Origin of the sequence: Actinomyces oris, from assembly GCF_001937445.1 — a bacterium.
Lineage (GTDB): Bacteria > Actinomycetota > Actinomycetes > Actinomycetales > Actinomycetaceae > Actinomyces > Actinomyces acetigenes.
This window is the reverse complement of record NZ_MSKS01000023.1, coordinates 49,943-71,510: the sequence shown is the minus strand read 5'-3', so window position 1 is coordinate 71,510 and position 21,568 is coordinate 49,943. Positions and strand designations below refer to the sequence as shown.

21 protein-coding genes are annotated in these 21,568 nt (G+C 70.0%); 12 read left to right on the top strand and 9 right to left on the bottom strand.

The genetic code is table 11. The features are described 5' to 3' along the window. Window positions 1-41 precede the first annotated feature (41 nt). A complete protein-coding gene (locus BKH20_RS07550; protein WP_081381650.1) occupies window positions 42-1,052 on the bottom strand; it encodes a LacI family DNA-binding transcriptional regulator in 1,011 nt (336 codons plus the stop codon). Between the two features lie 198 nt (window positions 1,053-1,250). Here BKH20_RS07550 and BKH20_RS07545 point away from each other — a divergent pair, with 198 nt between their 5' ends. Next, a complete protein-coding gene (locus BKH20_RS07545) occupies window positions 1,251-1,931 on the top strand; it encodes an HAD family hydrolase (protein WP_075390541.1) in 681 nt (226 codons plus the stop codon). Between the two features lie 152 nt (window positions 1,932-2,083). Here BKH20_RS07545 and BKH20_RS07540 read toward each other — a convergent pair whose 3' ends face one another. Beyond that, window positions 2,084-2,887 carry a TetR/AcrR family transcriptional regulator gene (locus tag BKH20_RS07540; protein WP_256693084.1) on the bottom strand — a complete coding sequence of 268 codons (804 nt, stop codon included), beginning with the start codon at window positions 2,885-2,887 and terminating at the stop codon, window positions 2,084-2,086. A gap of 393 nt (window positions 2,888-3,280) precedes the next feature. Next, window positions 3,281-4,651, bottom strand: a complete 1,371-nt coding sequence (locus BKH20_RS07535) for a hypothetical protein (RefSeq protein ID WP_218638155.1) — start codon at window positions 4,649-4,651, stop codon at window positions 3,281-3,283. Between the two features lie 779 nt (window positions 4,652-5,430). Here BKH20_RS07535 and BKH20_RS07525 point away from each other — a divergent pair. From BKH20_RS07525 to BKH20_RS07515, 3 genes are all read left to right on the top strand, one after another. Next, window positions 5,431-6,021, top strand: coding sequence for a hypothetical protein (locus BKH20_RS07525; protein WP_075390539.1), 591 nt, complete (start codon window positions 5,431-5,433; stop codon window positions 6,019-6,021). A gap of 62 nt (window positions 6,022-6,083) precedes the next feature. Then, the gene (locus BKH20_RS07520; RefSeq protein WP_256693083.1) at window positions 6,084-6,647 is read left to right on the top strand and encodes an RES family NAD+ phosphorylase; all 564 of its coding nucleotides are present in this window, start codon (window positions 6,084-6,086) and stop codon (window positions 6,645-6,647) included. An 85-nt stretch (window positions 6,648-6,732) separates the two neighbouring features. Then, entirely contained in the window at window positions 6,733-7,761 is a 1,029-nt protein-coding gene (locus BKH20_RS07515; protein WP_075390537.1) for a DUF3152 domain-containing protein, read from the top strand. Window positions 7,762-7,926: 165 nt separating this feature from the next. Here the strand turns inward: BKH20_RS07515 and clpB are convergent, their stop codons facing one another. Beyond that, window positions 7,927-10,608, bottom strand: a complete 2,682-nt coding sequence (gene clpB, locus BKH20_RS07510; protein WP_075390536.1) for an ATP-dependent chaperone ClpB — start codon at window positions 10,606-10,608, stop codon at window positions 7,927-7,929. A 245-nt stretch (window positions 10,609-10,853) separates the two neighbouring features. Between clpB and BKH20_RS07505 the strand changes: the two genes are divergently transcribed. From BKH20_RS07505 to BKH20_RS07480, 6 genes are all read left to right on the top strand, one after another. Next, on the top strand, window positions 10,854-11,534 hold the full coding sequence (locus tag BKH20_RS07505) for a hypothetical protein (RefSeq protein WP_075390535.1): 681 nt from the start codon (window positions 10,854-10,856) through the stop codon (window positions 11,532-11,534). Window positions 11,535-11,678: 144 nt separating this feature from the next. Further along, window positions 11,679-12,458, top strand: coding sequence for a hypothetical protein (locus BKH20_RS07500; protein ID WP_075390534.1), 780 nt, complete (start codon window positions 11,679-11,681; stop codon window positions 12,456-12,458). Between the two features lie 305 nt (window positions 12,459-12,763). Beyond that, a complete protein-coding gene (locus BKH20_RS07495; RefSeq protein WP_075390533.1) occupies window positions 12,764-13,525 on the top strand; it encodes a hypothetical protein in 762 nt (253 codons plus the stop codon). Further along, the gene (locus tag BKH20_RS07490) at window positions 13,522-13,731 is read left to right on the top strand and encodes a helix-turn-helix domain-containing protein (protein ID WP_075372061.1); all 210 of its coding nucleotides are present in this window, start codon (window positions 13,522-13,524) and stop codon (window positions 13,729-13,731) included. Before BKH20_RS07495 ends, BKH20_RS07490 begins: the two co-directional genes overlap by 4 nt. Before the next feature lie 78 nt (window positions 13,732-13,809). Continuing rightward, complete coding sequence (locus BKH20_RS07485) at window positions 13,810-14,283, top strand: MmcQ/YjbR family DNA-binding protein (protein ID WP_075390532.1); 474 nt, start codon at window positions 13,810-13,812, stop codon at window positions 14,281-14,283. Between the two features lie 161 nt (window positions 14,284-14,444). Next, window positions 14,445-14,627 carry an Rv0909 family putative TA system antitoxin gene (locus BKH20_RS07480; RefSeq protein WP_009407609.1) on the top strand — a complete coding sequence of 61 codons (183 nt, stop codon included), beginning with the start codon at window positions 14,445-14,447 and terminating at the stop codon, window positions 14,625-14,627. Window positions 14,628-14,848: 221 nt separating this feature from the next. Here the strand turns inward: BKH20_RS07480 and BKH20_RS07475 are convergent, their stop codons facing one another. The 4 genes from BKH20_RS07475 to BKH20_RS07460 all read right to left on the bottom strand — a co-directional run bounded on the left by BKH20_RS07475 (window position 14,849) and on the right by BKH20_RS07460 (window position 18,534). Next, on the bottom strand, window positions 14,849-16,102 hold the full coding sequence (locus tag BKH20_RS07475) for an ABC transporter permease (protein ID WP_081381649.1): 1,254 nt from the start codon (window positions 16,100-16,102) through the stop codon (window positions 14,849-14,851). Continuing rightward, window positions 16,077-16,790, bottom strand: a complete 714-nt coding sequence (locus BKH20_RS07470) for an ABC transporter ATP-binding protein (RefSeq protein WP_075390531.1) — start codon at window positions 16,788-16,790, stop codon at window positions 16,077-16,079. The genes BKH20_RS07475 and BKH20_RS07470 overlap by 26 nt, the downstream gene beginning before the upstream one ends. Further along, window positions 16,787-17,983: a peptidoglycan-binding protein gene (locus BKH20_RS07465; protein WP_075390530.1), complete on the bottom strand. Its 1,197-nt coding sequence runs from the start codon at window positions 17,981-17,983 to the stop codon at window positions 16,787-16,789. The genes BKH20_RS07470 and BKH20_RS07465 overlap by 4 nt, the downstream gene beginning before the upstream one ends. Window positions 17,984-18,066: 83 nt before the next feature. Further along, entirely contained in the window at window positions 18,067-18,534 is a 468-nt protein-coding gene (locus BKH20_RS07460) for a hypothetical protein (protein ID WP_075372066.1), read from the bottom strand. Between the two features lie 176 nt (window positions 18,535-18,710). Between BKH20_RS07460 and BKH20_RS07455 the strand changes: the two genes are divergently transcribed. Then, window positions 18,711-19,370, top strand: a complete 660-nt coding sequence (locus tag BKH20_RS07455) for a response regulator transcription factor (protein WP_070658363.1) — start codon at window positions 18,711-18,713, stop codon at window positions 19,368-19,370. Next, window positions 19,367-20,650, top strand: coding sequence for a sensor histidine kinase (locus tag BKH20_RS07450; protein ID WP_256693082.1), 1,284 nt, complete (start codon window positions 19,367-19,369; stop codon window positions 20,648-20,650). The genes BKH20_RS07455 and BKH20_RS07450 overlap by 4 nt, the downstream gene beginning before the upstream one ends. Window positions 20,651-20,730: 80 nt before the next feature. Here BKH20_RS07450 and BKH20_RS07445 read toward each other — a convergent pair whose 3' ends face one another. Next, window positions 20,731-21,204 (bottom strand): hypothetical protein, encoded by a 474-nt coding sequence (locus BKH20_RS07445; protein WP_075390528.1) that lies wholly within the window; start codon window positions 21,202-21,204, stop codon window positions 20,731-20,733. Between the last annotated feature and the right edge of the window lie 364 nt (window positions 21,205-21,568).

Here is a 21,568-nt window from a genome sequence, read left to right as displayed (position 1 = left end):
CACGGCCGGGGACCGGACCGGAGAGACGGTGCGACGCGCCGTCAGGCCGAGGAACGCCGGATGATTGTGCCCGGCAGGAGCGTCTCAGCGGGCACCTCCTCGCCCTCCATGAGGGCCAGCAGGTGGGAGACGGCCACCTGACCCATCTCCTCAAAGGGCAGCGCGACCGTCGTCAGTGCCGGATGGACCTGGTCGGCGATGAGCTCCTGGTCGTCGATCCCGATGACGGCCACGTCCTCACGCACCCTCAGCCCCTGTTCGCGGATCGCGGCATAGGCACCCATTGCCATGCAGTCGTTGCCGCACACCAGCCCGGTCAGCCAGGGATCGTCCGTCAGGAGGCGGGAGGCGGCCGCGTACCCGTCCCGGGCGGTGCCGTGGCCGACGGCCACGTGCACGGTGCTCCAGGGGATGCCGGCCTGCTCCAGGTAGGCCCGGCAGCCGACGCGCCGTCCCGGGGCGGCCTCACCGTCGTTGGGGTCGAGCTCGATGACGCCGATGTCGCGGTGATGGCCCTCCAGGAGCGCCTGCGCGGCCAGGCGCCCCATCTGCTCCTCGTCAGGGCGCACGCAGGGAAGGCCGGAGACCGGGTCGATGCAGTGGACCAGGACGGTGGGGATCTCGCGGGCCTGCGCCGGCATGCGGACCCGGCAGTTCCAGCCGGTGGCGTAGATGATCCCCTCGACCCGGGACTTCAGCAGCGTCTCGAAGGCCTCGCCATCCACGGTGGCCTCCGTCGAGGTCGGCACGATGAACAGGGTGTAGCCGGCGGCTCGGACGGTGTCCTGGATCCCGCGGATCGTCGCGGCGGCAAAGGGACTGGTGACGATCTCGGAGACCAGGCCGATCAGGGAGGATCGGCGCGAGGCCAGGGCCCGCGCCCCACCGTGCGGGCGGTACCCGAGCTCAGCAGCCACCTGCTGGACGCGCTCACGGGTCTGCGGTGGGATACGAGCACCGTCGCGGTTGTTGAGCACGAAGGACACCGTGGTGCGCGAGACGCCGGCCGCCTTGGCCACGTCCGCCATCGTGGTCCTGTAGGTGTCCCCCACCCGCTCTCCTCCTGGCCCCTCCGACTGCGCCGCCACCTGCACACCCCGTTGGGATCGGGCTCGTGCACCTCCTGGCGTCCTGACGGCAGTCTGCCAGGACGACGACGCAGCGCATAACCCTGAGCGCCGGCAGGCGGGTCATGAGGCAGCGCACCCGGCCCCTGTGCGCCACGACACCCTCCGGCTAGGCTATTTCTCATGACGCCATCCCCCACTCCCAACTTCACGGTGCGCGCTGTCCTGTGGGACATGGACGGCACCCTCATGGACTCCCAGCCCTTCTGGGACGAGGCCTTCATCCACCACTGCCAGGCCCTGGGCGGAGACCCGCGCCCCGAGCTCGTCGCCCAGATGACGGGGGCCTCGATCCGTCAGGCCCGCGAACTCATCGCCGCCACCGGCGCCACCCGCTCCTGGGACGACCCGGCCACGCAGGAGGTCTTCGAGGCGATCGCGCACGACGTCGAGGCCTCCGTGAGCGCAGCCCCTCCCCTGGTGCCCGGAGCACTGCGGATCACCTCGGCGCTCTCAGAGGTGGGGCTGGCCCAGGGAATCGTCTCGGCCTCACCGCGCCGGATCGTCGAGAAGGTGGCCTCCGCGCTCGGCGACGTCTTCGCCGTCCTGGTCACCGGTGACGACGGCGTCGGAGCCAAGCCCGATCCGCTGCCCTACGCCACGGCGGTCGAGCGCCTCGACCTGCGCCCTCAGGACTGCGTCGTCGTGGAGGACTCCCCCACAGGGGCGGCCTCGGCCCGGGGCAACGGGATCCACGTCGTGCAGATCGGGACGACCAAGCACTTCCCGGCCGACCCCGGCCTCGTCGTCGTCCCTGACCTGGCCTCAATCACCCCGCACCTGCTGCTGTGGGCGGAGCGCTGAACCGGACCGGCGCCGGGCGGGCACCAGCTCACGACCGACACCCACGGACAGGACCGGCTCGGGAACGAGAGGTTCCCGAGCCGGATGGGATGGATAGGGATGCTGGTGCGGATTCGTATGGTGCCGAGCCGGTGCGACGCGGCACCTGGCTGTCAGGCAGCCTTGGGCCGCTGAGGAGTCTCCGGGGTCTCCTGGACCTCCCACCGGCTGCGCAGGCACTCGGTGTAGAGGCGGATCTCCGCCACCAGGTCGGTGGACAGGGCCTCCGCGGCGGCCGTCCCGGGCGTCGTCGAGCACAGCCACTGCAGCTGGAGGCCGTCGACGAGGGCGACCAGGCTGCGCGCCACGAGGCGCGAGGGCATCTGCGGATCCACGAGCCCGGCGGTCTTGCCGGCCTCGAAACTGGACTCGAAGCGCTCGACGGCGCTGTTGAGGTGGTTGGCCATCCACCGGTGCGCGGGGTGGTCGGCGTCGAGGACCGAGACCGCCGTCGCGGTGTAGATCGCCGTGAGGTCCCGGTGGGCGACGTTGCGCTCGAGCAGCTCGATGTAGCGCTCCAGCAGGGCCCAGGGGTTGCCGTCCAGGTCGGAGTCACCCGCGACGTCGAGGGTGTCCAGGTTGCCGACGGTGTCGACGGGGGCCTCGGCGGCGTCCCCCTCGACGGCCGGGGACTCCACGAGAATGCTCAGGGCATCCTCGCGGTCACGACGCTCCAGCACCTTGCAGAAGAGCTCGTCCTTGGAGGAGAAGTGGTGCAGGAGTCCGGCCTTGGAAATGTCTGCCGCGTTGGCGATGTCGGCCAGGGAGGTGCCGGCATACCCGTGCTCTCCGAAGAGAACCACGGCTTCGTTGAGGATACGTGCTCGCTTGTCCTCGCTGCCCGCTCGGGGGCGCCCGGGCCCGCGCCGCCTAGCCGGGGCAGCTTGGGGCGAAGTCGGGGTACTGACAGTGTTCATGGCCGAATCATGGCACCTTCCAGTAAGGGAATTGCAAGGCAGAAAGGCCTTCATCGGAATAATCCGCTCAAGTGTGACCTCCACGTGCCCTCCTCGTGACGTGAGTGACGACTTGGTCTCGGTTTTCACACAATTAACCAGCCCCTACCAGCACAGAGTTCCCCGACCACGCGGTCTGCTGGGGCTGCTGGGATTGCTGGCCACCACATCTTCCCGCTACCACCCAGAACGTCTTATGACTCCACCCAGGTTCATGCGGCAACACCATGATGGTCACAGTTGTGTAACACTTGCGAGATTCTTGTTTCCGGTTCAAATACATGCGTCGGCTCTCCCCAGAGCCTCCACCCCCGGGGAGAGCCGAGGCCGAGCGAGCAGGATCGTCACCACCCCTCAGGAGACGGTGACGTTACCCGAGGTCGGCCCGGTGGCCGTCCCGCCGTTGGCCGTCACCACGGTGATGGAGGAGGACTCCGAGCCGGCGGTGATGGCGCCGTCGGAGGCGGTGGCATCCATGGTCAGGGCGAGGACGCCCCCGTTGGAGCCGGCCGTCCCCCAACGGTCCTCAGCCGCGGTGGCCAGGCCGCCGGTGGTGGTCAGCGTGCAGCCGGTCAGGGTCGCCTGGGAGGAGGTATTGGTGACGTAGAGGATCGGGACCTTGTGGGTGCACGTGAGGTTGACGCCGGTCATGGCCAGGGTGGAGACCTCCGTGGTGGCATCGGCGTCGGCGGCGTCGCCCGACATGGACTGGTAGAGCATGACGCCACCCTTGGCGGAGGCGCTCGTAAGCGTCGAGCTCGACACGGTGGCGTGGTTCTTGCCCTCAACGACGACGGCCTGGGAGGCGTTGGCCTGACCGGTCAGGCCACTGACGGTGATCTGCCCGGTGGAGTAGAGGCACGGGGAACCGTCGCCGTTCGTGGTGAAGGTGTTGGTGCCGTCAACCGTGACGGTTCCCGAACCGCGGTCGGTGGCGAGCGCGGCGCAATGGGCACCCTGGGTCTCGATGGTCAGGTCGGATCCGGTGATGACGCCGGCGTAGGTGGCGTGCAGGCCGCGGGAGGACTCTCCGGTAGTGGCGATGGCGCAGCCGGTGACGGTGGCGCTGGCACTGCCGGTGGCGACGACGGCGTTGGCGCCCGAGGCGTCAGTGGTCAGGGTCGTCTCGCTGACGGTGGCGCTCGACCCCTGGCCGACGACCACGACGGCGGAGTTGAGGCCGTAGAAGCTGTAGGAGTCGTCGACACCGTGCTGGCCGCTGGAGGTGGCGTCTCCGGTCTTGGCGATCCTGGCGTTGGTGATCGTCAGTCGCCCGCCGTTGACCACGAGGAAGACGGCCTGATCGGCGGTGGCCGACTCGAAGGTGCCGCCGTCGATGGTGGCGGTGGTGCCGTCGACGAGGTAGGCCCCGGAGAGGGTCACCTGCTTGTCTCCGATGGTGCCGCTCCAGGTGCCGGCGGACAGCGGCGTGTTGGAGGCGCTGGCCTCGTGGTACTCGGGGGAGGAGGCGGCCCGGGAGGCCGCGGCCGAGGCGGACCCGGAGGACGAGCCGCCACCCCTTCCGGAGGACGCGGCGGCGATCGCCTCGCCGGAGGAGCCACAAGCCGCAACGAGACCGGCGACTCCCTGGCCGAAGCCGGCCATGAGGAGACTGCGACGCCTCATGGCGAAGGAGATCCCCGAATCACAGCCGCGCAGGGCGGCGTCGGCGGCCGTCGCGGCCTCTTCCGGGGTAATGGGGGTGGTGGGTGTGGACAGGGTCATGATGCGTCTCCTTGAATCAGCAGGGGCGGCGCGGAGAGCGCGGTGGCGTGGCACTCTCCCGCAGCACCGACGGTTGTCCTTGTCGTGTGTCCTTGTTGCTGGGGGTTGCCGGGGGTTGCTGGGGTCGCCCAGGGGCTCCCGGGCTCCATGTCTCCACTCTTGGGCCCCGGCCTGTCACTGCGGCAGCACTCCCCCATGACCGCGCTGTGAACCCGGCCGAGTTCGGCACATACTGCACGAGGGTGGGGCGCCACTGCACGAGCGTCGGGTGTACTCCATGGGGGTCGGGCCCTCGTGCAGTACGCACAACCCCCGGCCAGTAGATCCCCACCCTCGTGCGCATTGGTCGACTCGGGGTGGGAGGATGCCGGAGCTGGGGCTGGCGTTGAACCATGGCCTCCGGGCTCACCCTTGGGTAAGCGCCTCGCGTTCGTAGGGTAGGCCTCGCATTCGTACACTGAACCCCCGAACGCGAGGCATAAGGTACGAACGCGACGCCGGCCTACGCGGCCGGCCCCGCCCCACAACCCCGCAAAGTCGATCCCGCCAGCAGCCCAGTGTCCACAGCGCTGACATGAACGAGCCCGGCGTCGACGCACCCGGCGACAATCGTTGGAATCCTGCGGTTCCTTCCCGGCGTGCAGTGCCGATTCGGGGTTGATGTCAGCACCATGGACACCAACGCCACGTCACGCCCCATCCCTTCGGCCCCACTCCGGAACCACAGATACGCATCATGTACGCATGTGCATGCAGGTACAATGCGTTACACTTGCATCATGACTGTTCTTGCCGGACTGCTCGACCAGCTCGACCTCAGCGACCAGGAGCTCGCGGACGCGATGCGCGAGGCCACGGCCCGCACGTCGCAGGACGGCGTCGGCCCGGTGTCCGCCGGCATGACCGACTTCCTGGATCGAACCACCCCTCGTGACCGCAGCAAGTCCACAGCCCGCACAGTGGAGCGCATCCTGTCCGACCGCGCCTATGCCGAGCAGCTCACCGCTCAGCACGAGGCCGTCCAGGCGGCCTGCACGCTGGCCCGCTCTCTGAGCACCCGACAGGTCGCCAGCCTGCTCAGCCGGACGACGACGACGATCACCCGTGCGGCCGGGCGCACCCTCTACGCCTACCGTGAGGGGCGGTCACTGAGATTCCCCACGTGGCAGTTCCATGACGGCCGCCCGATCCCCGGGCTGGCGACGGTGGTGCCCGCCCTGCGGGAGGAGCTGACTCCGGCCACCATCGAGGCACGGATGACGACCTCGGACCCCGAGCTGCTCGATGGGGCGGCGCCCACGCAATGGTTGATCGCCGGCGGGGATCCGGCGGCAGTCGTCCAGCAGCTCTCGGATGCGGACCACAGGTGAGCCCCCGTCCGAAGAATCCTCCACGGCCGCCGTCGACGCTCCACACCCGCCCAGAGGACATCGTGACGGTGGAGCACGCCGAGCTCGCCCGCGTCGCCTTCGCACACAGCCCTCACCCCCTGCCGTGGGGCGAGCTGCGGACCTGGGGGCCGCACCCGCGATGCCGCTGGGATCCGCACCCGCTGCCGACGGGGGAGCATCCCGACCACGGGGTCCTGTACACCGCCGGTGACCTGCTCACCTGTGTGGCGGAGGTCTTCGCCGACACCCGCATCATCGACACGCGCAGCGACATGCCTCTTCTACAGGTCTGGGAGGCGACTCGCCCACTGCACCTGCTCGATCTCACCGGCACCTGGGCGCTGCGCAACGGAGCCTCGGTCAGCCTCGACAGCGCCCTGCGCTCGACGTGCCGGGCCTGGGCGCGAGCCATCCGGGAGCAGCTGCCCGACGTCGACGGCCTGCGCGCCCGCTCGACGATGAACGGCGGCGAGATGACGGTGCTGTTCTCCCCCGCACGCGACAGCCTGCCGGCCCTGCCCAGGGACACCGCCCCGCTGGCCGACGCCACGCTCTACGCCCTGCTGAAGGCGCTCGCCCCCGACATCGGCTACGAGATCGTCTGAGCCTGACCCGACGCCGCGTGTGACCTTGGGCGCGCGGGGGCGCCTCCCGGTGGGTCGGTTGGGTGCGCGCCCCTACGATGGTCGTATGCGCCCCTCGCCCCCGCAGCCGCCGCGGCGCCCCTCCCGGACCGGCCGCGACTCGTCGTCGGCATCCGGAGGTCGTCGAGCGTCCGCCGGGCATCGGCGCAGTCCCGAGGGCCGGCGCTCCCCGCGCCGCCCGCTGGACGCCCCCGACCCCGCCAGCCGGCGAGCACTCACCATCGCCCGTCGGGAGCGGCGGCGCCGACGCTCCCGCAACCGGATCCTCTACGGAACGACCTTCGTCGTAGCACTGGCCCTGATCGTCGTCAGCCTGCGAGCCTGGGGACTCCACCCCGGTTTCGCCCTGCCGCTGGGCTCCTCCCCCAAGCCGTCGGCGACGGCGTCGCAGGCCACGGCCCAGTCCTCCGCCCGGGCCTCCGCCAGCCGCGCGCCCTCGCCGTCTGCGTCGGCTGCTTCCTCCGCCTCACCGACGCCGTCGGCCTCGGCTCTCCCGCCCCCGCAGTTGGACTCCGAGGGCTTCGCGCACTCCGGCGCCGTCGGCAACGGCACCTGGACGATCGCGCCGGCCGTGCCCGTCTCCCGGCCCGCAGCCGCCACCGTCTACCGCTACGTGCTGCGGGTCGAGGGCGGCACGTATGTTGATGCCGCAGCGGCGGCCCCCATCGTGGAGCGCATCCTCAATGACGAGCGCGGCTGGCCCACCGCGCAGAACACGTCCTTCCAGCCAGTCGCCGACCCCGCGAGCGCGGACTTCACCTTCAACATCGCCACACCACCCAGCACCGACGCCCTGTGCTCGCCACTGGACACCGGCGGCATGTGGAGCTGCCGCAACGGGAACAACGTGGTCATCAACTCCGATCGGTGGAACTGGGGCGCCATCACCTACCCCGACGTCGACTCCTACCGCGCCTACGTCACCAACCACGAGGTGGGCCACTTCCTCGGCCACGAGCACGAGTTCTGCGCCGGAGCCGGTCTCAAGGCCCCGCTCATGGCCCAGCAGAGCCACGACCTGGCCGGCGGCTGCGTGTACAACGCCTGGCCCACCCAGGACAACCAGCCCGGCTGAGGCCCGCGACGACGCCGGCAGCGTGTGCTGGCAGCACAGAGGGGCGGGCCCACCACTCAGGTGGGCCCGCCCCCTCATCACTGGCCTGTCGCTGGCCTGTCACTGACCTGTCACCGCCTCGGCACGGCCTCAGCTTCAGTCGGCCGCCTCAGCCGGGTTCCGAGCTCAGGCCGGCGACGCCGCCGAGGAGGCCGACGGCAGGTGCGCCTCGCCCTCGGCCCGCAGCGTGAGCCCGTCGGAGCCGTCGACCTTGTCGACGACGACCCTCTGGCCGTCGAGGACCTCCCCGGCCAGCAGCATGCGGGCCAGGCGGTCGCCGATCTCGCGCTGGACGAGGCGGCGCAGCGGCCGGGCCCCGTAGGCGGGGTCGTAGCCCTCGTCGGCCAGCCAGCTGCGGGCGGCGTCGGTCACCTCCAGGCTCAGGCGCCGGCCTGTCAGGCGCTTGGCGATGCGGGCCAGCTGGATGTCGACGATCTCGCCCAGCTCCTCCTTGGAGAGGGCCTCGAAGACGATGATGTCGTCGAGGCGGTTGAGGAACTCCGGCTTGAAGGAGGCCTGCACCACGCTCATGACCTCGTTGCGCTTCTCCTCGGGGCTGGTGAGCGGGTCGGTGAGGAACTGACTGCCCAGGTTCGAGGTGAGCACGAGGATGACGTTGCGGAAGTCGACCGTGCGCCCCTGGCCGTCGGTGAGGCGGCCGTCGTCGAGCACCTGCAGGAGGATGTCGAAGACCTCGGGGTGGGCCTTCTCGACCTCGTCGAGCAGGACCACGGAGTAGGGCCGACGCCGCACGGCCTCGGTGAGCTGGCCGCCCTCCTCGTAGCCGACGTACCCGGGAGGGGCGCCCACGAGGCGCGCCACGGAGTGCTTCTCGGAGTACTCGGACATGTCGATGCGCACGATGGCGCGCTCGTCGTCGAAGAGGAACTCGGCCAGGGCCTTGGCCAGCTCGGTCTTGCCCACGCCCGTGGGGCCCAGGAAGAGGAAGGAGCCGGTGGGGCGGTCGGGGTCGGAGATGCCGGCCCGCGAGCGGCGCACCGCGTCGGCCACGGCGGCCACGGCGGCCTTCTGCCCGATGAGGCGCTCGCCAATGACGTCCTCCATGGTCAGGAGCTTCTCGGTCTCACCCTGGAGGAGCTTGCCCACGGGAATGCCGGTCCAGGCCCCCACGACCTCGGCGATCTCGGGGGCGCCGACCTTCTCGGCGATCATCGGCTCACCGGCGGCCTGCTCTGCGGCGTCGTCGGCGGCCTCGGCCTCGCGGATCTGGCGCTCCAGGGCGGGCATGTCGCCGTAGCGCAGGCGACCGGCCTCCTCGAAGTTCCCCTCGCGCTCGGCCAGGTCGGCGCGGGTGCGCATCTCGTCCAGGGCGGCGCGCAGCTCACCGACCTTGTTGTGGCCGGCCTTCTCGGCCTCCCAGCGGGCGTTGAGCGAGGCCAGCTCCTCAGAGGCGTCGGCCAGCTCGGCGCGCAGGCGCTCAAGGCGCTCGACGTCGGCGGGGTCGGCCGTGGAGACGTCCTCGATGGACTCGTCCAGGTAGGCCTCCTCCATGCGCATGCGGTCCACGCGGCGGCGCAGCTCGTCGATCTCGACGGGGCTGGAGTCGAGCTCCATGCGCAGCCGGGAGGCGGCCTCGTCGACCAGGTCAATGGCCTTGTCGGGCAGCTGGCGGCCAGTGATGTAGCGGTCGGAGAGGGTCGCGGCCGCCACGAGGGCGCCGTCGGAGATGGTCACCTGGTGGTGGGCCTCGTACTTGGGGGCGATGCCGCGCAGGATGGCGACGGTGTCCTCGACGCTGGGCTCACCGACGAAGACCTGCTGGAAGCGGCGCTCCAGGGCGGGGTCCTTCTCGATGTTCTCCCGGTACTCGTCCAGGGTGGTGGCGCCGACCATGCGCAGCTCGCCGCGGGCCAGCATGGGCTTGAGCATGTTGCCGGCGTCCATGGCGCCCTCGGAGCCGCCGCCGGCGCCGACGACGGTGTGCAGCTCGTCGATGAAGGTGATGACCTCGCCGTCGGAGTCCTTGATCTCCTTGAGGACGGCCTTGAGGCGCTCCTCGAACTCACCGCGGTACTTGGCGCCGGCCACCATCCCGGACAGGTCCAGGGCGATGAGACGCTTGCCGCGCAGGGACTCGGGGACGTCGCCGGCCACGATGCGCTGGGCCAGGCCCTCGACGACGGCGGTCTTGCCGACGCCGGGCTCACCGATGAGGACGGGGTTGTTCTTGGTGCGCCGGGACAGGACCTGCACGACGCGGCGGATCTCGGCGTCGCGGCCGATGACTGGGTCGAGGCGGCCCTCCCGGGCGGCCTCGGTGAGGTCGGTGCCGTACTTCTCGAGGGTCTTGTAGGTGCCCTCGGGGTTGGCGGAGGTGACGCGCGAGGAGCCACGGACCTGGGGCAGGGCCTCGATGAGGGCCTCCGGGGTGGCGCCGGCGTCGGCCAGGATGCGGGCAACGGTGGGGGCGGAGCCGGAGGTGTCGCCCTTGGCCAGGCCGATGAGCAGGTGCTCGGTGGAGATGTACTCGTCGGACAGCTCCTTGGCGACCGTCGAGGCGGCCTCCAGAGCGGCCAGCAGGGAGCGCGAGGGCTGGGGCTGGGTCATGGAGGAGCCCGAGGAGGCGGGCAGCTGGGTGAGGATGCGGCGCGCGGAGGCGCCGACGGCCTGGCGGGCCGCTGTGTCGGGGCAGACGGCGGCCAGGAGTCCGGCGGCGACGCCGTCGGGCTGGGAGAGGAGCTCGATGAGCAGGTGCGCGGGCTCGATCTGGGGGTTGCCGGCCGCGGCGGCGGCCTGCATGGCGCCGGAGATCGCCTCCTGCGACTTGGTGGTGTAGTTGGTGTCCATGCGGATCTCCTTCAAGAGGTGGTGACGTCTTGTGTCTTCTGGTCACCACAACCTTCACAAAGTTGAGTCTATTCCACTCAACTTCCAGGACCGGCAGTGACGTGGGCCACTCCGCGGGCCGTTGTTGCTGGAATCCCGTCGGTCATCGCGCCCACCCGCGACATGCCAACCAACCGCCTGAAACACCGCTGTTCGACGCCGCCGCTATGGTCACATCACGATCACGCCCTCACCCCGGAGACATCATGAGAACCACGCGCGCCACCCTGGCTCTGGCCACCATCCTCATCCTGGCGGGCTGCTCGCAGACCAGCCCCTCGTCGGCGGGCTCGGCCACAGCGACCGGTTCGGCACCCGTGGCCGCGGCAACCTCGTCGAGCGGGGGCGGCGCGAGCGCCTCCGGCAGCGCCGCCCCCTCCATCCCGGCGGGCCACCAGGCGGTCACCGCACCGACATCCGGCCTCACCTTCGCGATTCCCGAGGACTGGCAGGACCTCAATGCCCTTCCCGAGGCCCAGAAGGCGCTGCTCGCCCGGGCTCAGGGGGTGGATCCCTCCACCCTCACCCAGCGCCTGAGCAGCACCGACGCCTTCTACGGCCGGTTCTCACAGAGCGGCGGCATGTCCTTCAACAGCGTCGCGGTCGCCAAGGAGGCCGAGACCTCCTCCACACCCCCGTCCCAGGAGAGCCTGGATGAGACCATCACCCGGCAGGGAGGCACGCCGACGGGCTACTCCACCAAGCAGTCCACCTACGGGCAGGCCGCTGTCGACACCTCGACCGCGCAGGTTCAGGGCGCCCAGACGGCCGGCGCAGTCGTGGCCGTTCCGACGTCGTCGGGCACCTACGTGCGCATCGCTGTGACGGCCGGCAACGAGCAGGAGGTCAACACCATCGTGTCCACCATCCTCACGACGGCCCGCTGACGGGCGGGGGCGACGGTGAGCCTGTCACAGCCCGGCCACCGCGAGCCCCGCCTTCAATCCACGATGGGGAATCATCCTCATCGAGTATTCTCAGCAATACGTGATGACCTAACTATCACACTCGCACTCACACACTGGAGCATCATGAAATCCGTACGCACCGCCGCAATGCTACTGGCCGGCCTCGCCCTGACCGCCACCCCCGTTCTGACCGCCTGCTCTCAGAGCACTGGGGGCTCCAGCTCCTCCAGCTCAGCCGCCTCCGACAGCTCGTCAGCATCGGACAAGGCCGACACCAAGGACAGCAAGAAGGACGCCAAGGCGGACAAGGCCGACAAGGCCGACGACAAGGCCTCCGCCAGCAGCACCTCGTCCAGTCAGTCCGACGCGTCGGCGAAGCCGATCCCCGCCGACAGCCAGGAAGTCTCCGGCACCAGCGTCAGCCTCACCTTCGCCGTCCCGAAGGACTGGCAGGACATCAAGAACCTCGACTCCGCGGAGAAGGAGAAGGTCGCCCAGTCAATGGGCATCGACGCCGCCAGGCTCGACCAGCAGAACGTCGCGTTCGACATCGTCTACCGCGCCAAGGAAGCCAGCGCCACCGGGTTCTACAACAACGTCAACATGGCCTCTCAGACCCTGCCTCTGAACTCCACCCCTCCCGAGAATGAGGTCACGTCACTCCTCACCCAGCAGAGCGCAACCCTCACGGAGTACTCCACCAAGCAGACCGCGACAGGAGAAGCCGCGGTGGCGGCTTACACGCTGGAAGTGGCCGGCAACACGGCTTATGGGACCCTCATCATGGTTCCGACCTCGAAGTCCTCGGGCGGTCCCAGCGACTACGCGTCGATCTACGTGTCCGCCGGCTCTGCGGAAGAGGCGAAGCAGATCAGCAACACGATCCTCGACACGATCCACTGAGCACAGTCGGGCGCGGTCCGCTCCGGGCGGGGACACTCCACGCCATCGGGGACTTTCCCTCCCAGCCGGGGGCATTCGACGCCGTCGGGGACAGCAATCCTGTCCCCAGGCGCGCAGGGTGTCCCCGGCTGGAAGTTTCTGCACCCGACCACGCGCAATGCCCTGCCCGCACACAACACCTCGGCCTGACACCGTCGGCAGCGGCTGCACAGCAGGGCCCGCCCGGAAGAATGCTTGACAAAGGCGAGCGCCCGAGCGCACCATATCGAGTATCGATACATCGATAGTCGATATGGAGTGTCGTCATGACTGCCAGCACCGAACCCGACACCGCCCCCGGCGCCGACCTCGACGACGAGGCGGCCGCCGACCAGACCCCAACGGATGACGTCGGTGCCTCCCCTGGTGCCGACGCCGGCGTCGGCACCAGGAGCCTGGCCTTCACCTCGTTCCTCCTCGCCCTGCTCTGCTTCCCCTCCTTCTACATGCTCGGCTCCAACCTGTGGGACCTCATCAACGGCCGCGGGCTGCTGATGGAGCTCACCGACAGCGACCCCGCGCTGGACCGGTACCTGTCCTTCGGGCGCACGACGGTGGAGACGATCAACGGTTACTCGGTGAGCTATGGGACCGTGCACGGAATGTCCGGCGGCGCGCGGTTCTTCGTCGGCCTGATCATTGCCATCCACCTCCTCCTCATCGTGGCCTGCGCCGTCGCCTTCGTCCGGTTCATCGCCGCGATCCGCCCGGAGCGGAGGGGATTCGTCGACCACCTCTTCACTCGGGGCGGCCACCTGTCCTGGCTCCTCCTGGGACAGCAGCTGAGCGCCTTAGCGCTGCGCATCTCAGGCCTGGCGATCTCCGACGAGTACCTCACCGGTGCCCGAGCAGGAACGGAGCTGACCGGGGTCATCCCCACCGGCAACGACATCCCGACCCTCAAGAGCATCCTCATCCTCATCCTCGCCACGCATCTGCTGCTCGCCCTGCACCGCGTGTACCAGCGCTCCCGCACCCTGGCCGCTGAGAACACCGTGCTGCGCGAACAGACCGAGGGGCTCGTGTGAGTCACGTCGTCTGCCACCTCGATGAGTTGCTGGCCGCCCGCGGGATGACGCTCGTGGAGCTCTCCGAGAAGGTCGGGGTCACCACCGTCAACCTCTCAGTGCTCAAGAACGACCGCGCCAAGGCCATTCGCTACTCCACGCTCTGCGCCATCTGCGAGGCCCTGGGGTGCTCGGTCGGAGAGCTCCTGGAGGTCGTGCCGCACTGACCTCCCAGTACTCATCCTGGGCGCCTCACCTTGTGGCAGCGCTCGATGCCGGGCGGGGAGACCGTAGGCTCGACGTCGATGACCGCACCGCTCCACCGCAGCCCTCGCCCCGACGGGCCCTCCACGCGCGTCGACGAGGCCACCGCGGCCGCCCGCCGCGACGAGCTCCTGGCCAAGGCGGCCACGCTGCCCGGCGCCTGGGCGGGGCACAAGCCCGAGTGGGACATCCCCGTCGCCTCGGTGGGACCCCGCCTCTTCCTGCTGCTCATCCCCCACACCGACGGCCGCCTCCTGGCCAACGTCAAGCTCGACCCCGAGGACGTCGTCGCCGTGCGGGCCGCCTTCGAGTGGGTGGAACCGGGCTTCCACCAGTCCAAGCGGCACTGGGTGAGCATCGACCTCACCAGCCCCGACTACCGGGCGGACGAGGCCACCGCCATGGTGGAGGACTCCTACCGGCTTGTCCTGTCCCTTCTGACCCGCCGTGTGCGCGAGGCCGTCCTCCTGGCCGACGCCGCAGGCTCCCCCACCCGCCCCACCTGGCAGTGGTGAGGCGCCGCCCCCACAGCAGCCCGGAGGCCGGCCGCCGGGATGTCCTCTCCCGAAGACCGGCGGCCGCGCCGCCCTCAGATGACGCAGGTGCGCAAACCTGGCACTATTCAGGCGAGGCCGTCGTCATCCGACGTCTGGCCACCCGACGGAAGGAGACACAGATGGGACTTGATGACCTGGCGAAGAAGGCCGGTGACGCTCTCAGCTCCGACAAGGCCGAGGCGATCAGCGACAAGGCGCTGGACGCCGCAGCCGGTGCTGCCAAGAAGGCGACCGGCGGCAAGTACGACGACAAGATCGACGCCGCCCGCGACGCCGTCGACGGCAAGCTCGGCACGGAGTGATCCGGCTGAGAGCCTGCTTGACCCCAGGCACCGCGGTCTTCTGATCGCAGGAGTGAGGGCCCCGCACAGTTCAGTGCGGGGCCCTCACGCGATCCCGGTCAGCTGGGCTCTCCCCATTTCTCTCAGGCACCGACCGCCACAGTCCGGTGCCGCCACCGCGGGGCCCAGTTGTCTCCCACCGGGATGTCTCATCGGCCTCCCCTCGGACCGGCGGCGCTTGCCTACTGAGCGTTGAGCGCGGCGGTCGGAGGAGTGCGGGAGGCCCGAACCGCCGGGTACACGCCGGCCAGGGCGCCGATGGCGATGGTGATGCCCAGCCCACCGGCGACGGCGACCACTGGCAGGGAGAAGGGCCAGCCGTTGGCGGCCGACATCCCAGCAGTCACCCCGATCCCGATGATGCAGCCCAGGGCACCGCCCAGGGAGGCCAGCAGCAACGCCTCGGTCATGAACTGCATGAGGATGTGTCCGCGCATCGCGCCCAGGGACCGCCTCAGCCCGATCTCCCGACGGCGCTCGAGCACCGAGATGATCATCGTGTTGGCCACCCCGATGCCGCCGACGAGCAGGGCGATCGAGCCCACGCCCAGCAGCAGGCCGGTGAAGGCCTTGTCGGCCGCGTTCTTGGCCTCCAGCGCGTCCGAGGGGCGCGAGACCTTGACCTCGTTGGGGGCCTGCGGTGAGATCGACGGCGCCAGCACCTTGCGCACCGTGGGGACGGCGGCGTCCTGGCTGCGCGTGTAGACCGTCGTCGGCTTGGCGTCGTGCCCCAGCAGGTTACTGGCCACGCCCTGACCGATGAGGGCGGCGTTGTTGAGCTCGGGGGCCAGCACCACCGGCTTGAGGATGCCGACCACGGTGAACCAGTTGCCGCCGATCCACACCTTGGTTCCCGGCGAGACGACGCCGAGGCGCTGGGCCGCCGTCTGACCCAGGACCGTGGCCGGGTACTTGCTGGTGGCCTCGTTGAGCCAGGTGCCCTTGTCCACCTGGCCGGCCACGACGTCGAGCAGCGACTTGTCCGCGGCCAGGGTGGTGATGCCGCCGGAGGCGTTCTTGTCGATGAGCGGTGTGCGGTAGACCAGCGAGTTCTTGACCAGCCCGGTGCTCGAGGCGCTCTGGACGTTGTCGATGAGGCGGACCTTGCCGACGCTGTCCTGCGGCAGGGAGGAGGAGTTTCCGAAGAGGTCCTGGCCGGCGGTGGCCGTCAGCAGGTTGGTCCCCAGGGAGTCGAGCTGGGCGGAGAGCTGGGCGCGGCTGGAGGCCGAGATGCCCACCACCGAGATCATGGCGGCGATACCGATGGCGATCCCCAGTGCGGACAGGAAGGCGCGGGTGGGGCGGGCCCTGATGCCGGTGCCTCCCAGGCGCAGCACGTCGGCCAGGCGCAGCCGCGAGCGCTGGAGCCGCCGGGCCGGGGCGTTGCCGGCCCGCTCGGCCGTGGACCGGTCACGCCGGAGCGTAGACGTCGTCATGGACGATCTCCTTCAGGCTTGAGTCTCCCACGATGCGGCCGTCGCGGATGGCGATCTGCCTGGGGAGCTGGGCGGCCAGCTCGTTGTCGTGGGTGATGACGATGATCGTGGTGCCTTGGGCGTGGAGCTCGTGGAGGAGCTCGACGATCGAGGCCCCGGAGGTGGAGTCGAGGTTCCCGGTGGGCTCGTCGGCCAGCAGCAGTGGGGGCTCACCGACGACGGCCCGGGCGATGGCCACGCGCTGGCGCTCGCCGCCGCTCATCTGGTGGGGGCGGTGGTCGAGCCGGTGGGCCAGGCCGACGCGCTCCAGGGCGGCCCGGGCGCGTCGGCGCCGCTCGGAGCGGGGGACCCCGCTGTAGAGCAGGCCGTCGGCGACGTTGTCGACCGCGTTGACGCCGTCGGCCAGGTGGAACTGCTGGAAGACGAAGCCGATGCGGCTGGCCCGCAGGGCCGAGAGCTTGGCGTCGGACAGGGAGCCGACGTCGACGCCGTCGATCTCGACGGTGCCGGAGCTGGGCCGGTCCAGGGTGCCGATGAGGTTGAGGAGCGTGGACTTGCCCGAGCCCGAGGGGCCGACGATGGCGACGAACTCGCCGTAGTCGACCTCCAGGCTCACGCCCGCGCAGGCGGCCACGGGCGGCTCCCCGTAGGTGCGCTTCACGTCGCGCAGGGACAGGATGCGGCTCATGTCTGCGGCACCACCACTCGCTGTCCCTCGGAGATGCCCTCACCGGAAATCTCCACGCGCCCGCCGGCGAACAGCCCGATGGTGACCGGCACCTTGCGGGTGGTGCCGCCGGACTCGACGATCTCGACGCCGTACTGGTCGGCGCTCAGGGCCAGCAGGGCCCCGACCGGCACCGACAGGACACCCGTGCGCTTCTCGCTGGGCAGGTCGACGGTGACGGAGACCTCCTGGAAGTTGGTGGTCGCCGAGGCGTCGGTGAGGGTCACGGTGATGGGGATGACCCGTTCCTTGGACTCGCTGGAGCCGGAGCCGGAACCTGAGCCGGAACCGGAACCTGACTCGGAGCCGGAGGACTTCTCGGTGGGGGTGCCCACGGAGGTGATCTTGCCTTGAGTGGTCTTGGCGTCGGGCAGCTTGATGGTCACGGCGGTGCCGGCGACGGCGAACTTCTGGTCGGAGAGCTTGATGTTGGCGTCGACCACCTGGGTGGTGGAGGTGACGTCGAAGAGCTCGGTGTCGGCGGCGACGCGGTCCCCCACCCGGGCAGCGACCTTCCCTACGCGCAGGTCCCCGGGGGCGAAGACCACCCGTCCCAGTGGGATGGTCCCGGTCCGGGGCAGGTCGAGGTCCTTCTGCCACTTCATGATGGCGCTGGTGGTGGCCCAGCTGAAGTGGTCGTCGGGATCGTAGTCGAAGTACCCCAGGTCCCTCAGGGCCGTCTCGAGCTGGCGAATGTCCTCGCCGTCCTCCATGCCGGCCTCGAAGTTGCGCCAGGCGGGCAGGGAGCCACGCATGAGGTAGGCGGTCCCGGAGCCCGTGCGGTAGAGGACGTCCCCCTGGGTCAGGACGGTCCCGGAGTCGGGCACCTGGATGAGAACGCCCTCGAAGCCCGACTTGAACTTGCGCGAGTCGGAGTAGCGCAGGGTACCGGTCACGGAGGTGTGCCCCTGGAGGTCCCCCTTGGTGATGGTGTCGGTGGCGCCGTTGAAGGTCGACGTCGTCGGCTTGGCCTTGGCGGCGAAGGGGCCCGATCTGGAGGCGAAGGCGCCTGCACCAGCGCCCGTTGCCAGGATCGCGGCGGCCCCCATGGCCAGGAAGGCCCGGCGTCGGGTGCGGTGGGCCGTACCCGCCGGCTTGTCCGCGGTGCCGGTCGAGCCGTCGTCGGCCTGCGTGGAGGTGGTGGTCTGATCCATGTGTCTGCCTGTCTGAGTGTGTGTCTGCGCGGCAGCCGGGCCGCGCGAGCCTGTGGTCTGTTGGCGCCCGGAGGGGCACGGCGTCACTTGCTCCCGACCTGGGAGAAGCACTTGCTCATGACGTCCTGGGGGATATCGCCGTTGAGCTGGATGCCCTTGCCGGCCTCGGGGTCGGGCACGTCGTATCCCTCTTTACGCAGGCACTCGGCGGCCTTGACCAGGTCCTGCTGCGTCTCGGGCTTGGCGAGGTCCTCGGTGCCGGGGGCGGGGCCGACGGTCTGCTCGCACTCCTGGGCGGCCTTGTTGGCGGCCTCGTTGTCGGGGAACTGCACGTTGCCGTTGGAGTCGGGGTCGGAGACGTCGATGCCCTTGTCGCGCATGCACTTGGCCATCTTGAGCAGGTAGTCGTCCCCGCTGGTGGCGGAGGCGGAGGCGGCCGAGTCCGCCTTCGAGCCCTGGGAGCATCCGGTCATGAGTCCGACGGCGCACACGGCGCAGGTCAGCACCGTGGCGGCGCGGGTGAGGATCCGGGTGTTGAGGGGCTGCTTCATGGGAGGGGTCCTTTCGGCTCACGTGGGTCGGGGCGCGGTGGCGTCCGTTCGTTCGGGGAACAGCCAACCGGGAGCGGTGTTGCCATGGGATTCACAATTTCGCTTATGTTGTGGCAACACGGGGACTGGTTCGCTCAGGGACCGGCCGAAGACACCACAGTGAAGGAGGCAGGGCAATGCGCGTGCTCGTCGTGGAGGATGAGGAGTACCTGGCTGAGGCCATCGCCACTGGGCTGCGGCGTGAGGCGATGGCCGTTGACGTCGTCGGCGACGGGGCCAGCGCCCTGGAGCAGGTGGAGATCAACGACTACGACATCATCGTCCTGGACCGGGACCTGCCCGTGGTCCACGGCGACGAGGTCTGCCGGCGGGTGGTGCGCGACTACCCCAGCACGCGGGTCCTCATGCTCACCGCGTCCCGGACGCTGGACGCGCGCGTGGGCGGTTTCGAGCTGGGGGCGGACGACTACCTCACCAAGCCCTTCGAGTTCCCTGAGCTGGTGGCCCGGCTGCGGGCCCTGGGGCGACGCAGCCAGCCGGCGCGCACCCCGGTCCTCGAGGCCCACGGGGTGCGCCTGGATCCCTTCCGCCGGGAGGTCTACCGCGATGGGCGCTTCATTCACCTCAGTCCCAAGGAGTTCGCGGTCCTTCAGGTCCTCATGGAGGCCGAGGGCGGGGTCCTCAGCGCCGAGACGCTTCTGGAGAAGGCCTGGGACGCCAACGCCGACCCCTTCACCAACTCCACGCGGGTGACGATCTCCCACCTGCGTCGCAAGCTCGGTGAGCCGCGCGTGATCCAGACGGTTCCCGGCGCGGGCTACAGGTTCAGCGCATGAGTGGGGTGGGGGCTGCGCAGACTCGGGCCGACGACGCGGCGCGGCCGGGCGCCGGCAGTGGGCCTCACGGCGCTCGTGAAGCCCACGACGCCCGGCCGGGTCGCCGGGAGCGCTTGCGTCGCGCCCGGCGCCTGAGTATCCGGGCCCGCCTGACCCTGACCTACGCCGGGATGGTGACGGCCGCCGGCGTGGTCCTCATCGCCCTGGTCTCCTTCTACACGCGCTACGTCACGCTGAGCATCCAGATCGGCGACCCGGTCGGGGAGAGCGCCGCCGTGCCGGTCTCGCAGGTCGGCGAGGCCGCCAAGGTGGACACGAACCTGTTCGATCTGCTGGGCACCATCATGCGTTCGGCCGTCGGCGCGCTGGCGCTGCTCGTGGTGCTCTCCGGGACCGTCGGCTGGATCCTGGCGGGGCGGATGCTGCAGCCGCTGTCCTCGATGAATGCGGCGGCCAAGCGCGCCGCCTCGGGCGACCTCAGTCAGCGGCTGGACCTGTCCGGCCCGCGCGACGAGATCCACGACCTGGCGGACACCTTCGACAACATGCTGGCCTCCTTGGAGCGGTCCTTCTCCGTCCACCGCCGGTTCGCGGCCAACGCCTCCCACGAGCTGCGCACTCCGCTGGCCACCACGCAGACGATGATCGACGTCGCCCTGTCCGACCCGCAGGCCTCGGCCGAGGACCTGCGCCGGGTTCTGACCCGGGTCCTGGAGACCAACCGCGCCAACCGGGAGACGATCGACGCCCTGCTGGACCTGGCCGACGCCCAGTCCGGCAAGCTGGCCCACGAGGACGTGGACATGGAGGCCACGGTCCGTGACGCCCTGCGCCTCATCGCGCCGGAGGTCGCCGAGCGCAGGCTTCACGTCTCCACCCACCTGCTGCCCGCCCGGGTGCCCGGGGATCCGGTGCTGCTGCGCCAGAGCGTCTCCAACCTGCTGCGCAATGCGGCCCGCTACAACATCGAGGGCGGCCGCATCACGGTGGGCATGGCGCGTCTGGACGACGGCGTGCGCCTGACGATCCGCAACGAGGGCCCCGTCGTGGCGGCCGAGAGCGTGGAGTCCCTGCGCGAGCCCTTCGTGCGCGGCGAGGGGCGGGGACGGACCCGGGGCTCCGGGCACGGGCTGGGCCTGGCCATCGTCACGGCCGTGGCCACCGCGCACGGCGGCGAGCTGCGCCTGAGCGCCAACCCCGACGGCGGGCTGACGGCCGTCCTCGAGCTGCCGGTGGGTCAGGCCGAGGACGCCTCAAGCGCAGCCGGCACCAACGACTGACGGTCGCCGGCCACGCGGGCCGGCGACCGTCAGGGTCAAGCACCTAGCTGCGGCGGAGACGCTACTCCGCCGGGCAGCGACTAGTTCTTCTTGGCGGAGTTGATGACCAGCTCGATGAAGAGGCGGATGAGGCCGATCTGAGCGACGACCCAGGGGGCGTCGAAGAGCAGGCTCAGCAGGAACTTACCGAAGTTGAAGCTCCGGCCCTGCGATTCGATGTCGTAGGTACCACCGAGGTCACCGGCGTTGTAAGCCGAGTAGAGCCAGTTCACGACCAGGGCGATGGCGGCGATGTAGAAGACCACCTTGCCGAACTTCTCGACGAAGGGCTTGGCGGTGTCGAAGAGGTTGCCCATGAAGCTGTCCCCCGCCGGAGCCTGCGCGAAGGGCTGGCCGGGGGCGCCGGGAGCGGCAGGGGCGCCGGGAGCGGCAGGGGCGCCGGGAGCGCCCTGGAACTGCTGCTGGGGCGGGTAGGGCTGCCCCGGGACCGGAGCCGACGGGGCCGAGGGCTGCTGCTGGTAGAAGGGCTGACCGGGGTTGGGGGGCTGAGTCATGAGGGCTGTTCGCTTCCTTCAGAGTTGGGGACGCAGGCAGGCTACCGTGTCAACGATGCCCTGTGAAACGATCAGGTCAACCCTCGCATTCTGCGAGGCGACTCACAGTCCTCAGGACATGGTGCACTGACACGCCATCACGGCGGTCATCGGGCCACCCCACCATACAGAATCCCTGAAGGACGTGGTGGCACGCACCCGCCGGCCCGCGGGGGGGGGAAGTCCTCCCCATCGCTTGAGGAACCCACCCGTGCCTCGGTGTCTCAACGCGCCAGGCCGTAGATGCTGGAGGCGCCCACCGGCAGGGCCATCGTGACGGGCCAATCCTCTCCTTCCGGGAGGATGGGCTGAGCCCTGGTCCTCC

Excerpts from the sequence above, each read along its gene's own strand:
- BKH20_RS07500 (WP_075390534.1), top strand. The coding sequence starts at position 11,679 with ATGAAATCCGTACGCACCGCCGCAATGCTACTGGCCGGCCTCGCCCTG.
- BKH20_RS07515 (WP_075390537.1), top strand. The coding sequence starts at position 6,733 with ATGCGCCCCTCGCCCCCGCAGCCGCCGCGGCGCCCCTCCCGGACCGGC.
- BKH20_RS07455 (WP_070658363.1), top strand. The coding sequence starts at position 18,711 with ATGCGCGTGCTCGTCGTGGAGGATGAGGAGTACCTGGCTGAGGCCATC.
- clpB (WP_075390536.1), bottom strand. The coding sequence starts at position 10,608 with ATGGACACCAACTACACCACCAAGTCGCAGGAGGCGATCTCCGGCGCC.
- BKH20_RS07475 (WP_081381649.1), bottom strand. The coding sequence starts at position 16,102 with ATGACGACGTCTACGCTCCGGCGTGACCGGTCCACGGCCGAGCGGGCC.
- BKH20_RS07505 (WP_075390535.1), top strand. The coding sequence starts at position 10,854 with ATGAGAACCACGCGCGCCACCCTGGCTCTGGCCACCATCCTCATCCTG.
- BKH20_RS07535 (WP_218638155.1), bottom strand. The coding sequence starts at position 4,651 with ATGACCCTGTCCACACCCACCACCCCCATTACCCCGGAAGAGGCCGCG.
- BKH20_RS07495 (WP_075390533.1), top strand. The coding sequence starts at position 12,764 with ATGACTGCCAGCACCGAACCCGACACCGCCCCCGGCGCCGACCTCGAC.
- BKH20_RS07465 (WP_075390530.1), bottom strand. The coding sequence starts at position 17,983 with ATGGATCAGACCACCACCTCCACGCAGGCCGACGACGGCTCGACCGGC.
- BKH20_RS07545 (WP_075390541.1), top strand. The coding sequence starts at position 1,251 with ATGACGCCATCCCCCACTCCCAACTTCACGGTGCGCGCTGTCCTGTGG.
- BKH20_RS07470 (WP_075390531.1), bottom strand. The coding sequence starts at position 16,790 with ATGAGCCGCATCCTGTCCCTGCGCGACGTGAAGCGCACCTACGGGGAG.
- BKH20_RS07525 (WP_075390539.1), top strand. The coding sequence starts at position 5,431 with ATGACTGTTCTTGCCGGACTGCTCGACCAGCTCGACCTCAGCGACCAG.
- BKH20_RS07540 (WP_256693084.1), bottom strand. The coding sequence starts at position 2,887 with ATGAACACTGTCAGTACCCCGACTTCGCCCCAAGCTGCCCCGGCTAGG.
- BKH20_RS07450 (WP_256693082.1), top strand. The coding sequence starts at position 19,367 with ATGAGTGGGGTGGGGGCTGCGCAGACTCGGGCCGACGACGCGGCGCGG.
- BKH20_RS07460 (WP_075372066.1), bottom strand. The coding sequence starts at position 18,534 with ATGAAGCAGCCCCTCAACACCCGGATCCTCACCCGCGCCGCCACGGTG.
- BKH20_RS07485 (WP_075390532.1), top strand. The coding sequence starts at position 13,810 with ATGACCGCACCGCTCCACCGCAGCCCTCGCCCCGACGGGCCCTCCACG.
- BKH20_RS07480 (WP_009407609.1), top strand. The coding sequence starts at position 14,445 with ATGGGACTTGATGACCTGGCGAAGAAGGCCGGTGACGCTCTCAGCTCC.
- BKH20_RS07445 (WP_075390528.1), bottom strand. The coding sequence starts at position 21,204 with ATGACTCAGCCCCCCAACCCCGGTCAGCCCTTCTACCAGCAGCAGCCC.